This window comes from Microcoleus sp. B5-D4 (assembly GCF_036705145.1).
Lineage (GTDB): Bacteria > Cyanobacteriota > Cyanobacteriia > Cyanobacteriales > Microcoleaceae > Microcoleus.
The window spans coordinates 1-15,260 of the sequence record NZ_JAUBTV010000125.1; the positions used below are offsets into that span (position 1 = coordinate 1).

The 15,260-nt window shown below is 48.0% G+C and carries 8 protein-coding genes and 1 pseudogene; 7 read left to right on the forward strand and 2 right to left on the reverse strand.

Going from position 1 to position 15,260, the window contains the following annotated elements; genetic code table 11:
• Window positions 1-91: 91 nt before the first annotated feature.
• Window positions 92-817 carry a DUF502 domain-containing protein gene (locus QUB10_RS31875; RefSeq protein WP_333058302.1) on the reverse strand — a complete coding sequence of 242 codons (726 nt, stop codon included), beginning with the start codon at window positions 815-817 and terminating at the stop codon, window positions 92-94.
• A 1,413-nt stretch (window positions 818-2,230) separates the two neighbouring features.
• On the opposite strand from QUB10_RS31875, the gene QUB10_RS31880 reads away from it, so the two are divergent.
• Entirely contained in the window at window positions 2,231-5,059 is a 2,829-nt protein-coding gene (locus QUB10_RS31880) for a PAS domain S-box protein (RefSeq protein ID WP_333207135.1), read from the forward strand.
• A gap of 860 nt (window positions 5,060-5,919) precedes the next feature.
• Here the strand turns inward: QUB10_RS31880 and QUB10_RS31885 are convergent.
• A complete protein-coding gene (locus tag QUB10_RS31885) occupies window positions 5,920-6,117 on the reverse strand; it encodes a hypothetical protein (RefSeq protein WP_015176637.1) in 198 nt (65 codons plus the stop codon).
• Window positions 6,118-6,500: 383 nt separating this feature from the next.
• Between QUB10_RS31885 and QUB10_RS31890 the strand changes: the two genes are divergently transcribed.
• The 6 genes and pseudogenes from QUB10_RS31890 to QUB10_RS31915 form a co-directional block, all read left to right on the forward strand.
• Complete coding sequence (locus QUB10_RS31890; RefSeq protein ID WP_333207136.1) at window positions 6,501-6,851, forward strand: STAS domain-containing protein; 351 nt, start codon at window positions 6,501-6,503, stop codon at window positions 6,849-6,851.
• Between the two features lie 143 nt (window positions 6,852-6,994).
• Window positions 6,995-9,805: a TIGR03960 family B12-binding radical SAM protein gene (locus tag QUB10_RS31895; RefSeq protein WP_333207137.1), complete on the forward strand. Its 2,811-nt coding sequence runs from the start codon at window positions 6,995-6,997 to the stop codon at window positions 9,803-9,805.
• 939 nt (window positions 9,806-10,744) lie between these two features.
• The gene (locus QUB10_RS31900) at window positions 10,745-10,873 is read left to right on the forward strand and encodes a hypothetical protein (protein ID WP_333037241.1); all 129 of its coding nucleotides are present in this window, start codon (window positions 10,745-10,747) and stop codon (window positions 10,871-10,873) included.
• 409 nt (window positions 10,874-11,282) lie between these two features.
• Window positions 11,283-13,619, forward strand: a complete 2,337-nt coding sequence (locus QUB10_RS31905) for an Rne/Rng family ribonuclease (RefSeq protein ID WP_333207138.1) — start codon at window positions 11,283-11,285, stop codon at window positions 13,617-13,619.
• A gap of 1 nt (window position 13,620) precedes the next feature.
• Complete coding sequence (locus QUB10_RS31910) at window positions 13,621-14,307, forward strand: ribonuclease HII (protein ID WP_333207139.1); 687 nt, start codon at window positions 13,621-13,623, stop codon at window positions 14,305-14,307.
• A 196-nt stretch (window positions 14,308-14,503) separates the two neighbouring features.
• A pseudogene (locus tag QUB10_RS31915) lies at window positions 14,504-15,184 on the forward strand (serine/threonine protein kinase); the annotation flags it as partial.
• Between the last annotated feature and the right edge of the window lie 76 nt (window positions 15,185-15,260).

Genomic DNA, 15,260 nt, shown 5'->3' on the forward strand with positions numbered 1-15,260 from the left:
GCCCGTCCTAAAAAGACGGGCGGGACGCCCATCCCACAATAACAATTAAAATTGTAAGTTATTTAATTCGCGATCCTAAAGATGTCTTGGTTCAATCTTCTTCGACTGGGACAGGCTGGTATCTTGATTCGGATACAAAGGGTTCGAGTGTTTTGCCCTTAATATTTTCGGGGGTTACTGCAATTGAGTTGTTGGGGTTGACGATGCCGCCGGAGATGATGACTTTAAAGGCATCTTCGATCGACATTGACAAGTTGACTAAATCTGCCTCCGGCACTATAGCGTACCATCCAGTGGTGGGGTTGGGAGTGGTGGGGATGAAAATGCCGATCGGGGTTTCACCGGAAAGGTGAGGTGGGATGTCGTTACTCTCGATCGTACCGGTCACAAATGCTAAAGTCCAGATTCCCCGCCGCGGATATTCCACTAACACCACGCGGCGAAATTTGTCGTTTGATTTGAGGAGGGTTCCCAGCAGTTGTTTGAGGGTTTTGTAAACCGAACCGGCTAGGGGAATTGCCTGCAACACCCGTTCCCCAAAATCTAGCAGCCACTTGCCGAAAATGTTGCGGGCCATTAAGCCGATGACTAAAATGCTCAGCAGGGGTACAGCCAGCCCTACTAAAAGATTTAGCAGATTCACCAAAATCGGGTGGAGTCCGTCAAAAGGGTTGATCTGCTTGGGAATTTTGGTGAGAAAATTGATCACCCAACTGGCGACGGTAATTGTCAGCCAGATGGTGGTAGCTAAGGGTATCACTACCAATAGTCCTGCGATCAGGTCGTTTTTTAAGTCTTGTTTGATGCGTTGGAGCACGGCGGGTCAAATCTCCTCGTAACTGGTTCCCAATAACCTGAATAAAGCTGAGACTAAAGCAACTGCACGGGCTTTACTGGATGTCACCATAGACGATCGTCTTCAATTCTGCTAAACCCTACCCTTTCTGAGGGGGAAGAGTTAGGGATCGCCGGTGCTGTACCTTTATTTTAAAGAATTATTGCAAGTTGGCGCTTGATTTTAATATATGCGGGCTGTGCAGCAGCTCACCGTATTGTATATTTTAAGACATTTTGGGTCGGTTCAATCAATAAGCCGATCGGTCAATCGATTTTAGATTTTAGATTTTAGATTTTAGATTTTAGAGGCGACCCCAGGGATAAATGCGGGGGCTTGAGGATTTTAGACTTTCGATTTTGGATTGATTCCACGGATAAATCACGTGGCGGGTACCACCTTTGAAATTCGTGGTCAGAGACAGCCTGGGAGTCGAAGTGTAGCGAGTCCCGATCTAATTTTCTGTGATTTGTATAGGAAATTAATGGGTCGATCGAGCTTTCTCAGATTTTCGGCGGGGTGGCACTTCGTTTTACTTATATCTTGCACCCTTTTCCATAAGCTTTTTATGGACGGGCTCTCCTGCTCATCCCACAATCAAATTCACTCTTTGTGGAACAGGCCGGAAAGCCTGTTCTTGAAAATGGTGCAAAATATGAGTTTTACCGAATTCAGGGAATCTCTGCAGGTTGAGTGCAGTGTGTTTGCAAAAATCTATCTTTAGATAGATGAAGTGTAACCAGTTCCTACTACAATAACATTGCTTTTTGTGGGGCGACTGTGATAAACAAGCCAACAGTTGCCTACCATGCAACACTTGCATGGTAGGCAAATCCGGCAAAAAATAAAGCAGACATACCAGCAACTTTGACTTTTTTTGACACAATTGCTCGAACTTCTGGAAATAAGGGTAGAATTCAAGCGAATTCGAGCTGGAGAGGAGCGACAAAGCACTATAGAATTAACTCGGACATCACTACAAAAAAAATAATCTGCCAAACGAGGTAGCAGTAGTTAGTAGCAAGCGAGATAAATTACTACATAGCTAGTTGTTTCTAGCCAGAAGCGCGAAACTATTTGTTCAACAGGGTATAGCTAAACGGTTGCAGAGAAGCAAGACTCCAGCGGTGCCGATTCCTTGGAAACCGACGAAAGTTAAGGAAAAACAAGCGTACTAGCCAATCAAGTCAGAGCGGGGATTCACCCCGCAGCAAGAAGCAAGAGACTTGATTAGAAGTTAGGATTGAGATATGAATGCTCAACTCATGAAACCAATTAATTTTTACATTTTTTATGCCATTCAAAACCCCAGACTTTTTTTGGCTTCACTTAAATCCGCAGCCCGATCAAATTTTGTATAAACCGGTAATTAATATTTAAGTAAAAGGAATTTTTGTGAAAACGCTCAATATCCTCTTAGTAGAAGACAGTCCCCTAGATGCCGAACTGATTGAGGCATATCTAATGGATGGCGGGCTTCAATTTTCTCTGGTGTGTGTGGAAACTAGAGAAGACTTTGCCACGGCGCTGGAAAAAAAATGTTTTGACATTATTTTGGCAGATTATATGCTGCCTTGTTTTAACGGGATAGCTGCATTGGAAATCGCCAACACTACTTGTCCGGGAGTGCCGTTTATTTTTGTTTCGGCTACTTTGGGCGAGGAAGTGGCGATCGAAACTTTGAAAAGCGGCGCTACTGATTATGTTCTCAAACGCCGTTTGATACGCCTGGTGCCGTCGATTCAGCGGGCCCTGCGGGAAGTTCAAGAACGGAACGAGCGCAAGCAAGCTGAAGCACAGCAGCAGGAAAGCGAAGCTCGATTTCGGATTATGGCAGATACCGCGCCGGTGATGATTTGGATGTCGGACACTGACCAACTTGGCGATTACTTTAACAAAGTTTGGCTGGAGTTTACCGGTAGAACTTTGGCGCAAGAAATGGGCACTGGTTGGATGGAAAGCTTGCACCCAGATGACTTGCCAGAATGTCGGGATATTTACCAAAAAGCCTTCGACGCTGGCAGCGAGTACCGAATCGAATGCCGCCTGAGACGCTATGACGGGGAATACCGCTGGGTTTTGGGTACGGGCGTACCCAGGTACAGGCCCGATCACACTTTTGCAGGTTACATCGGTTCTTACATCGATATTAGCGATCGAAAACTGGCAGAACAAGAACGCGCTGCCGCTTTGTCCCGCGAACAAGCAGCGAGGTTGCAAGCAGAAGAAACTGCTAAAGCGCTGCAATCGGCAAACGATCAAATTACTAACATTCTCGAAAGCATTACCGATGCTTTTATCGCTGTTGATTTAAATTGGAACTATACCTATGTCAACCACCAAGCTATTGAGCTGTTAGGCAGACCAAAAGCAGAACTGATTGGTAAAAAAGTTTGGGATATATTTCCCTGGGCTGTCGATTTACAGTTTTACAAAATGGCGACCAAAGCACTAGCAGAAAAGGTAACGATCGAGTATGAAGAATTCGTGCCGCTATGGAATAAGTGGTTGAAGGTGCGTTTTTATCCTTCCGATTCTGGTTTGTCGGCTTACATCCAAGACGTTAGCGATCGCAAGCACACAGAAGCTGCACTCAAAGCTAGCGAAGAAAAGCTGAAAATGTTGGCAGAAGCTAACTTGATAGGAATTATATTCGGGGATGTTAACGGCGGCATCATGGAGGCTAACGACGAATTTTTGCGGATGGTTGGCTACAGACGGGAACAGTTGCAGCGCGGGGAATTAAACTGCATTGACATTACGCCGCCGGAGTACCAGTCTCTCGACGAAAAGGGGATTGCAGAGGCACAAGCAACGGGAGTTTGCACTCCCTACGAAAAGGAATACCGGAGGCAAGACGGTAGCCGGATTCCGGTGCTGATCGGATATGTTTTGCTGGGGGAAAAGCGTCAAGAATTTGTGGCTTTTATTCTCGATTTGACGGTTGGCAAGCAGTTGGAAAGAGAACTGCACGATCGAGCCCAGGAATTGGCGCGGGCGAACCGGATTAAAGACGAGTTTCTGGGAACTTTGTCCCACGAATTGCGGACACCGCTGAATGCGATGCTGGGATGGGCGCAACTGCTGCGAAACCGCAAGTTTGACGAAAAAACGACTGTTCGGGCTCTGGAAACGATCGACCGCAATACGCGCTCGCTGGCAACTCTGATCGACGATTTGCTGGACGTGTCGCAGATTATTACCGGTAAACTGTCGCTGAATTTGCGGTGGGTGGATGTGATTTCGACTGTTGAGGCTGCGATCGATACTCTCGCGCCCGCGATTGCCGCCAAAAATATTGAAATTGTGACGGATTTCGACCCAACTACCGGGCGGATTTTTGCCGATTCGGGCCGCTTGCAGCAGGTAGCGTGGAATTTGCTGTCGAATGCGATTAAGTTTACTTCCGGTGGCGGACAGGTGAGGGTGGCGGTGCGAAAGATGGAGAGGACTTTTGCCCGTGAGGAATTGGCTTGCTGTAAAAATTTGTCGCCCGCTAGTGTCGAAATTGAGGTTAGTGACACGGGACAAGGGATTTCAGAAGAGTTTTTGCCACACGTTTTCGAGCGGTTCAGCCAAGCTGACAGCTCTATAAGGCGATCGTACAACGGATTGGGTTTGGGTTTGGCCCTAGTGCGGCATTTTGTGGAAATGCACGGGGGGACGGTGCAAGCCGAATCTGCCGGGAAGGGAAAAGGATCGAGGTTTTTAGTGAAATTGCCAATTCAACAGCTTCATTGCGACGGCGGATTGTCTGTTGCTGGACTCGGGGAGTGGGCGATTCCTGAAAGCAAGGCGCGAGCCCCTGTAAAGGAGTCTTTTGTCAGCAGCAATCTTTCTGGAGTGCGGGTGTTGGTGGTAGATATCGACGCGGATTCCCTGGATTTTGCCTGTACAGTGCTCGAAGATTGCGGAGCTCAGGTGGAGACTGCTAGCTCTGGAATGGCTGCCCTGGAGGCGATTGAAAGGCTGAATCCGGATGTGTTGGCGATCGATATCGAGATGCAGGCCCCTGATGGAGAGGCTTTGCTGCAGCAAGTGCGATCGCGGATGGTGGATAGGGAAATTCCGGCGTTGGCGTTTACGGCGGTTGATAGGGTAGAGGAACGGGTACGGGCGCTGCAGCAAGGTTTTCAAGTTTACGTGCCCAAGCCGATCGAGCCTGCTGAGTTGGTGGCGGTGGTGGCAAGTTTGGCGGGACGCCCGAAGGATTTTAGATTTTAGATTTTAGATTTTAGATTGACTCGGCGATGACGGATGTCGTAACTACAAACCAATTTTCTTGCATTCGAGCGATCGGATAATAATTCTTAGGACTAAGGCCAACTGGCAGATTAAACAAAAATATGTAGTTGCGCTTGTGCGCTCTTAGCTTAGGAAATAGCGTATAGCCTTTCGAGCTCTCATATGAGGTACGACTGGCCTCCGTGGCCTCCGTGGCCTCCGTGGGCATACCTCACCACGCTTGAGAACCGCTATACAAGCGCAACTACATAATTAAAATTTAAGCTTTTTAAGCTTTATTTGTGACAGATGCCCTTAGTCCTAATCCGGCAGAAAAACTTTTTAGTATTAATTAGACTTAGAGCTAATTTGTCAACTCCCAAAAGTAAGAAATTTAATTTATGTCACAGTGTGTAGTTTTTGATACTGATAGCAGTTTCTCAAAGGAATGCAACTGTAGACCAGTTCCAAACCCCGATCATCATCAGTATTAAGATTTCTAAAATCTAAAATCTAAAATCTAAAATTGTATGAGGTTCAAGGACGATCGCCCTTAACAGTCTCTCCTCAAATATCAAGTTCAGCAATTAGCTGCTTCATTAAGCATGACTCTTAATTACACTTAATCTAATTTGTCATACCTCAAAAGTTATAGATTTAATTTAAGTCAAAGTTTTTAGCTTTTGATCAGAGGTGCAGGGACGATCGCCCATCACACTATCTCCTCAAATATCAAGTTCAGCAACGAGATGCTTCATTAGAAAAATATTCGGCCGACATAAATGCTTCTAACACTCCTCTATTGCCCGCCGTGCAATGATTTTTGGGTTTTTGGATGTGGACTGGTCGCACGCTTCCCACTATCGACGGCTAGATACCAATTGCACCCGGCCGGCATCCATTTCATCCATTAATAACTCTAAAGCCTCATAATCAATATCCGAGATGTACCCCAAACGGGTGAGCTCGTAGTTGATTTCGTTTTCAATGTCAGGCGTCAACTGCTTAATGTAGAGGGCTTTTTCTACAAGTTGACGAATAGCATGAGTTGCTTGCATAGTAAGTCGGAGAACTCCGTACATTTTTATTCTCCTCTGAATTGTCGAGCAAACAGGTGATCTAGATCAGAACTAATAAGTGATTTAAATTACATTGTTCAGTTTTATCTAACAGCTAGGGCCAAGTCGATCGCAATTTTTATAGTTACCAAGACTCAACCTACAGACATAAATAAAAAATAGTATAGTAGCTTACGTTTCCTCCCCAAATCTTACGCAAAACTTCATAAAAAAGAGTCAATAAATAAAGATTCAGTAAAACTACTGACAACAACTGGTCAGTTTGCCTCAGATTAAGTTAGGCTCAGAGCAATCAAGTAGGTTTAGGCTTACATCCGTCCAGCGCAGTAGTTGAAAATACGTAGCAATCATAGGTTTGACATATGCAGACACTTCTTGCCCATAAACCAATTACGGTGATTCGACCCCTAGACTACCTGAATGCAGCCACCTGCGGAGAATTCGGCGTACAACTAATGACAGCAATTGCAGCCCCCGGTGTTGTAGCGGTACTCGTAGATTTGGACGCGGTAAAATTTATTGACAGTGCCGGTTTGATGGCATTGGTTTCGGGCCTGAAGCAGGCGAAAAAAATGGGGCGCAGGTTTAGTCTTTGCTCGGTATCCCCAGGGATTAAGATGATTCTGGAACTCAGCCAACTCGATCGAGTGTTTGAGATATTTGAAAATGTCGATAGCTTTGAAGCCGAACACTCCTGCGTAAAACAACACTGATAGAGCCTCCTGGGCGACGAGAACAGGCAAAAAAACACAGCAAATTCGGTTAAATGCCCGAAAAGACAGACTACTGTCGTTGGCGTGTTGGCAGATTTTAAGGTAGGCTGCTTAAGAGTCGCAAATATTTAGCGAGTCGAGCCGTGGCAGTAAAAGTCGAAGAATTACTTACAGCAGACATTAATCAGCCTGCTCGTTATCTGGGAAACGAATTGGGATCTACGCACAAGCCTTGGGACGGGGCGTTGGTGCGCTGGGTTCTCACTTACCCAGAAGTTTATGAAGTTGGTGCTTCCAATCTGGGGCACATCATCCTTTACAACATTTTGAACGCAGGGCCGAGACAGTTGTGCGATCGAGCTTATTTGCCCGCACCAGACTTGGCAGCAAAACTGCGATCGACCAAAACTCCGCTGTTTGCCGTAGAATCGAGGCGATCGCTCACAGAATTTGATATTCTGGGCTTCAGCCTCAGCTACGAACTCGGAGCCACAAACATTCTGGAAATGCTGGATTTAGCCGGCATTCCCCTAACTTGGCAAGAAAGAGCGACCAATCCCCAAAACGGTCAAATGCCACTGATTTTTGCTGGCGGGCAAACGGCAACTTCCAACCCCGAACCCTACGCGGACTTTTTTGACTTCATCGCTTTGGGAGATGGAGAAGAGTTGCTGCCAGAAATTGGCTTGATTTTGGCAGAAGGCAAAACAAATAATTTGAGCCGAGAAGCATTGCTGCTGGATTTAGCGCAAATTCCAGGCGTCTACGTCCCGCAATTCTACGATATGGCGGCCGACGGTTCCGTTCATCCCAACCGCCCGCAAGTTCCAGAACGAATTCTGCGCCGCGTGGCGACTCCCATACCAGCTTATTCGATCGGGCTGGTTCCCTACGTCCAGACAGTACACGACAGACTGACAGTAGAAATCCGCCGGGGATGCACCCGCGGGTGTCGCTTCTGTCAGCCGGGAATGCTGACTCGTCCCGCGCGCGATGTCGAACCGCAGCAAGTCGTAGAGGCGATCGAACAGGGGATGCAAGCCACCGGGCACAGCGAGTTTTCCCTGCTTTCCCTGAGTTGTTCCGACTATCTGGCACTCCCAGCAGTCGGGATGGAGATCAAAAATCGCCTGAAAGATAAAAATATTTCTCTCTCTCTACCCAGCCAGCGAGTTGACAGATTTGACGATAATATTGCCGACATTCTCGGCGGGACGCGACAAGGTGGTTTGACTTTTGCGCCGGAAGCTGGTACTCAGCGGATGCGCGACATCGTTAACAAAGGTTTGACCAACGAAGAATTGCTTCGGGGTGTCAAAACTGCGGTCGATCGCGGCTGGGATAAAATCAAGCTGTACTTTATGATCGGTTTGCCCGGAGAAACAGATTTTGATGTTCTCGGCATCGCCGAAACAGTCCGCTGGCTGCACAGGGAATGCAGGATAAATGGCAGGCGGGGACTGACTTTTAACTTGACAATTTCTAATTTTACGCCTAAGCCTCACACTCCTTTTCAGTGGCACTCGGTTTCTACTGCTGAGTTTTCCCGCAAGCAAAAACTCCTGAAGGAAGAGTTTCGGGGGATGCGGGGCGTCAAGGTGAATTACACTGATGTGCGGATTTCGGCAATGGAGGATTTTGTCGGACGGGGCGATCGACGTTTGGGCGCTGTAGTCCGCCGCGCTTGGGAACTTGGCGCGGGTATGGATGCGTGGTGGGAAAGTTTGGATCAGGCTTACAAAGCTTGGACTCAGGCGATAGATGAGTCGGGCCTTACCTGGAAATACCGCCAAGTCGAAAGCGGTGAGTGGAATCTTTTTGAGAAGGAAGAGGAGCACGACACGGATGCGGACACGGATACACGGATGAATTTGACGGCGGGGGCGGGCACGGGGGCACCGCCCCTACCAGCGGGGGCGGGCACGGGGGCACCGCCCCTACCAGCGGGGGCGGGCACGGGGGCACCGCCCCTACTGGATCAACCTTTGCCTTGGGATCATTTAGATACGGGAATCGACAAAAACTGGCTGAAAATTGACTTGCAAAAGGCTTTGGAAGCAGCGACGGTTCCCGACTGTTCCTTTGAAGGGTGTTCGCGCTGTGGGGTTTGTGGCACTGATTTCGGACACAATGTGGTTGTGGATGCGCTGCCAATTCCTGAGTTTGCTGGGGAGTTTGTCCCGAATACGGAGCGGAAACAGCGTTTGCGGGTTTGGTTCGGGAAGGTGGGCGATATGGCTTTGGTTGGTCATTTGGATTTGATCCGATTGTTCGATCGAGTAGTCCGCAGAGCCGATTTGCCGATTTCGTTTACCGGCGGGTTTCACCCGAACCCTCGGATTTCTCTGGCAAATGCTCTGCCTCTGGGTGTTACCAGCACTGGGGAAATTGCCGACTTTGAGCTCACTGAGTCGATCGATATTGAGAGTTTTCGGGAAAAGTTGGCCGCGAAGCTGCCGGAAAATATTCCGATTTACAAGGTTGAGTCGATCGATCTCAAGGCTCCTTCTGCCAGTCAGTTGTTAGAAGCAGCGGAGTACGTGATTACTGTGGCTTCCGCAGGCTCGTTGACAGAAAATGGCCAATTAGGCGGGGAAAATGCTGCTCCTGTCTCCGTGGCTCCTGATGCCAACTGGGAAGCTTGGGTCAAGACGATCGTCGAAACCGAGGCTTTTTGGCGGGTGCACACTACTAAGTCGGGAAAGACGCACAATGTCAATTTGCGCGATCGGCTGCACAAACTAGAACTTGTAGAGCAGAAACCAGACAGCAGCACCTCTGCTAGGAGTGGTACATCCGAAGGTAGAGCCGTCTTGCGCTTTACCGGCAGTTGTCGCAGCGATGGCAACTTGCTAAAGCCAGAACATATTGTTTTCATGCTCGAACAAGTCAGCCAGCAGGAAATTCAGCTTCTGCAGGTTGAGCGTAGTCAGCTAATCCTAGGTTATGGTTAAGATAGGGAAGCCGTGGTGGAATTTTTCACCTTCGGCTCTCGATCGGGATGTGTCCTTTCACGCTATAATCGCTTGTTATGGAAGCCGCGGCGGCTCGAGCGCTTTAGTCGCTCGCCGCCCTCGTCAACCAGCAACGCGGGCTGGGTGCAATTTGCTTCTGTTCAAGACTTCAAGCCTTTTTGTTGTACATTCACGGGCTAAATCTAGCGCCAAACCTGCAGGAGCGGGGTCTGAACCAAATTTAGCGATTAATTTCGATTGATCGACTGGTTGTCGGTGGTCGGCTTATTCAAAAATCTCACGGTTCAAACCGCAGAGCGGGTATTCAACAATAGATGTTTTTGGCGGGTCAAAAAACGGAGATAAGCCCCCGACTTAAGTCGTGGAGAACCAAAAATTTTAGATTTTAGATTAAAGTTCCAGCTCCCAGATTTATCTGTGGAGTAAATCTAAAATCTAAAATCTAAAATCTAAAATCGACTGACCCGTCAAAAAACGCAGATAAGCCCCCGACTTAAGTGGTGAAGAACCAAAAATTTTAGATTTTAGACTCTAGTTCAATCTCCCAGATTCATCTGTGGAGTAAATCTAAAATCTAAAATCTAAAATTGACTGACCCGTCAAAAAACGGAGATAAGCCCCCGACTTAAGTCGGAGAGAACCAAAAATTTTAGATTTTAGACTCTAGTTCAATGTCCCAGATTCATCTGTGGAGTAAATCTAAAATCTAAAATCTAAAATCTAAAATCTAAAATCGACTGACCCGTCAAAAAACGGAGATAAGCCCCCGACTTAATTCGTGGAAAATCAAAATTTTAGATTTTAGACTCTAGTTCAATCTCCCAGATTCATCTGTGGAGTAAATCTAAAATCTAAAATCTAAAATCTAAAATCGACTGACGAGGTTTTAGGGTTGGCAGGGGCGGAGGTTGCAGTCGAATGCCAAGCTGGGGTATGTTGAGTGCGATCGCACAAGAATTCAACAAAAGTCTAGGCGCTTTCACTCCTACCTACTTTCGCTCAAAACCAGCCCTCTACCACCACGCAAGCGGAGTTATCAGTTCGTAGTGTTAAGTTGTGTGTTAAGAAATTGGTACGGTGTCAATGAATTTATTCGCGCTCGTTCAAAGGAAGAGTTGTAAGTGTTGAATTTTGAGTATTGATTTCGCAATTGTCAACTCAAATCTCAATATTGCTAACTCGATAAAAGCCTCCTTATTTCTATCTCTCAGATTTATCTGCTGAGCATAACTCATAACTCTGTACGGGCGGGTTTAACTACTTTATCTGTAACAGTTAACAGTGAACAGTCAACAGTTAACCGTTAACAGTGAACGGTCAACAGTTAACTTTCCTTCCACCCTGCACCAACTCACAGCTAATAACTCTTCAAGCTACTACTAATTACAGTCTAAGTCAGAGGCACTATGAGTGCGTAAGTGTCTCTAACTTGCTGCCAGTTTTTTGAGGAAATTGAATGACAAAGCAGATAGTTATAGCAGAGCAGCATCGCATTGCTGCCGTCTTTTCAGAAGATCAAATCCAAGAACTTGTGGTAGCCACAGGCAGCCACCAAGTCAGTGACATTTACTTGGGAATTGTTGAAAATGTACTCCCTGGGATAGATGCGGCCTTCGTCAATATTGGCGATCCAGAACGTAACGGGTTTATGCACGTCACAGACCTCGGCCCCCTGCGCCTTAAACGCTCGGCAGGAGCAATTACAGAACTCCTGACCCCCCAGCAGAAAGTGGTGGTACAGGTAATGAAAGAACCGACGGGCAGCAAAGGCCCCCGGCTGACAGGCAACATTACCCTGCCGGGCCGCTATTTGGTACTGATGCCCTACGGCAGGGGAGTCAATCTCTCGCGGCGGATCAAGTCGGAAGCCGAGCGCAACCGCCTCAGAGCCCTGGCTATTTTGGTGAAACCGGCCGGGATGGGGCTGCTGGTACGCACTGAAGCTGAAGGGATGACTGAAGAAGCCATCATGGAAGATTTGGAAGTGCTCCAAAAACAGTGGGAAGCTGTTCAACTCGAAGGCGGTACTTCGCGGGCGCCGGCACTGCTCAACCGGGATGACGATTTTATCCAGCGGGTGCTGCGAGATATGTTCAGCGGTGACGTGAATCGGATTGTGGTGGACTCGCAAAATGGAATTAAGCGGGTGAAGCAGCAGTTGATGAGCTGGAACGGTGGTAAACTTCCTGCGGGAGTTTTGATCGACCACCACCGAGAGCGCGCCTCGATTTTAGAATTTTTCCGGGTTAACGCTGCGATTCGAGAAGCCCTCAGACCAAGGGTTGATTTGCCTTCGGGTGGTTATGTGATTATCGAGCCGACTGAGGCGCTGACGGTGATTGATGTCAACTCTGGCTCGTTTACTCGATCGGCGACGGCTCGGGAAACGGTACTCTGGACAAATTGCGAAGCAGCCACGGAAATTGCTAGACAACTGCGGTTACGCAATATTGCTGGGGTGATTATTGTTGACTTTATTGACATGGAATCCCGCCGCGATCAGTTGCAGGTGCTGGAACATTTCAATAAAGCTCTCAAAGCTGACAAAGCTCGACCACAAATCGCTCAACTGTCGGAATTGGGGCTGGTAGAACTGACTCGCAAGCGCCAAGGTCAAAATATTTACGAGTTGTTCGGCCACAGTTGCCCTACTTGCAGCGGGTTGGGTCATCTGGTGCGCTTGCCAGGGGAAGAAGACTTCGCCGCAGCGGTGCGGGAATCGGCCGATCGCACTGTTGCTACGTCGAACCGCGTTTTATTGAATTTGCCCGAAGGGTTGGAACGCCGCAGCTTGACGCCTGTGGCGGCTGCAAATCCTGTCCCAGTGCGGGAAGAACGCCCCCCCGAACCTGCTCGGGCTGCTTGGGAACCTCAAAGCGAAAGTTTGGATTTTGAGACCGGCAGCAACGCATCGCCTTTGGACTTGCTCAACCATCCCAGCTATCAGGATTTGGGGAACGGAACTAGACGCCGCCGCCGCCGCCGGATTGGCGAAGAGCCTTTTGCTCTCCCGGCGGAGGAGGAACCGGTACGCAGCAAGTTGCGGCTGCCGAATACTTCGAGCGCGCCCGTCGCGGATACGCGCTCTGAGTATCTAGCACCCCCCGGCATCCGGGCGGCTTCGGAGGGCTTCGGGCTGGTTAATATGGCGACTGTGGGCAGGCGCGAGGATTTCGAGCGTGTGCGTCCGGCTAAGTCTGAGTTGATGAAGCCGATGGTGGAGCCTCCAGAGGTGATTTCGGTGGAAATGACGGCGGAGGAGCAGGATGTTTATGCTCTGATGGGGGTTTCTCCTTTGGTGCTTACCGATCGCAGTGTGAAAAATCCTAAGAATGCGATCGTTTCGGTGACTCTTCCGGGCTCGGCCCCGAACAAGCCGCCTTTCGAGCAGCTCGAATTTGAATTTGAAGCGACTACGCCTCCACAGAATGTTGAGGATGAGGAACGGGATTATTATCCAGAAAGGTCGGTAGTTGAGCCTGTTTTTTCTGAGGATGATGATGAGGATGATGATGTCCAAATTTATGGCGACAGTTCGATCGACGAAACTGATGATTTTGATCGGATTGAGGAACCCAGCGATGTGATGGGCGAATCCTATGAGCCGATCGAATCTAATGAGCCGATCGAATCCTATGAGCCGATCGAATCCTATGAGCCGATCGAATCCTATGAGCCGATCGAATCCTATGAGCCGATCGAACCCAGTCAACCCAGCGAACCCAGCGAACCCGAGGAGCCTGCTATCAACCGTCGCCGTCGCCGCCGCTCGTCAGCCGTTGTGGATGAGTGATATGAAGTCAGAGGGAAGAAGGAAGAAGTCAGAGGGAAGAGGGAAGAAGGAAGAAGTAGAAATTTTTACTCTCTTCCCATCTTTCCATCTTCCCCTTTCCCCCTCTCCCTCGAACACTTTAGTAATTGCGGGTGTGGATGAAGTCGGACGAGGCGCTTTGTTCGGGCCGGTGGTGGCTGCTGCCTGCATTTTGCCCGACGAAGTTCTCGATGAATTAGCAAGTTGCGGGGTGCGCGACAGCAAGCAGTTGAGTGCCGCAGCCCGGAGTCGGTTAGCTGTGAAAATCCGGGCTGTGGCTGTTGACTGTCAAATTGGTGCGGCTTCGGTGCGGGAGATCGATCGCCTCAATATTTTGCAGGCTTCTTTGTTGGCGATGAAACGGGCGATTTTGAAGTTGAATGTGACGCCGGATTTGTGTTTGGTTGATGGGAATCAAAGGATTCCCAATTTGGCGATCGAGCAAGAGACGATGATTAAGGGTGATGCGCGATCGATTCAGATTGCTGCTGCTAGTATTGTGGCGAAGGTTTGGCGCGATGAATTAATAGTGCGTTTGGCTGTTAAGTATCCTGAATATGACTTGACAAACAACAAAGGATATGGTACAAAAAAACATAAATTAGCTTTAGAACGGTTTGGTGTGTCTGTCTTTCACCGGGTGTCATTTAGTCCTTGCCGAGAATCTTAAAATTTACAGAAAAGCCTGCATAAAATTTACAATAAATTCGAGGATGGGCACATCGCATGGGAGCATCTCTGCGGAGAACAAAAAGTATTTTTTAACAGTGCGAGCGGGGACGCTCGCACTACATACAAAACTGAGATGCTCCCCATCGCAATCAGCCTCCAGAAACCCCGCAACATATTAATAGAGAATAAATCCCATGACTGACACTTCACTAACAATTCCCGGATATCGCATCCTCGATCGCATTTACAACGGCTCCAGAACCCAAGTTTACCGAGCGCTCTCCGAATCAGACCAACAACCCGTCGCCATCAAAATCCTGCAAAGCGAATATCCCACTTTCAACGAACTCGTACAGTTTCGGAATCAGTACATAATCACCAAAAATCTTGACCTGACAGGAATTGTTAAACCCCTGGCGCTCTCCAACTACCGCAACGGTTTTGCTTTAGTCATGGAAGATTTTGGCGGGATCTCTCTTACCGAATATACCGCCCTTCGCCCACTCAGTAGCGCCAATTTTTTACCAATAGCAATTCAAATAGTCAAAGTATTAGAAGGACTCTATCGCGATCGAATTATTCACAAAGATCTAAAACCCCAGAATATTCTAATTAATCCCAACACCAAAGAAGTCAAAATCATCGACTTCAGTATTTCTTCCCTTTTGCCCAGAGAAAACCAAGAAATTATCAGCCCTAACGTTCTGGAAGGAACGCTAATTTATATGTCTCCCGAACAAACCGGTAGAATGAATCGAGGTATCGACTACCGCACCGATTTCTACTCGCTGGGAGTCACATTTTACGAACTACTGACAGGACAATTACCCTTTAATTCTACCGAGCAAATGGAGTTAGTTCACTCCCATCTCGCCCCAGGGTAAACGCATCTAAATTAAGTTGACATAAAATCATATTTGTGCGTGAGTCTTTTTCTGAAAAAATCCTTCT

Bases quoted from the DNA above. Each gene is read 5' to 3' on its own strand.
- QUB10_RS31885 (WP_015176637.1), bottom strand. From the start codon at position 6,117: ATGCAAGCAACTCATGCTATTCGTCAACTTGTAGAAAAAGCCCTCTAC.
- QUB10_RS31890 (WP_333207136.1), top strand. From the start codon at position 6,501: ATGCAGACACTTCTTGCCCATAAACCAATTACGGTGATTCGACCCCTA.
- QUB10_RS31900 (WP_333037241.1), top strand. From the start codon at position 10,745: ATGCCAAGCTGGGGTATGTTGAGTGCGATCGCACAAGAATTCAACAAA.
- QUB10_RS31905 (WP_333207138.1), top strand. From the start codon at position 11,283: ATGACAAAGCAGATAGTTATAGCAGAGCAGCATCGCATTGCTGCCGTC.
- QUB10_RS31910 (WP_333207139.1), top strand. From the start codon at position 13,621: ATGAAGTCAGAGGGAAGAAGGAAGAAGTCAGAGGGAAGAGGGAAGAAG.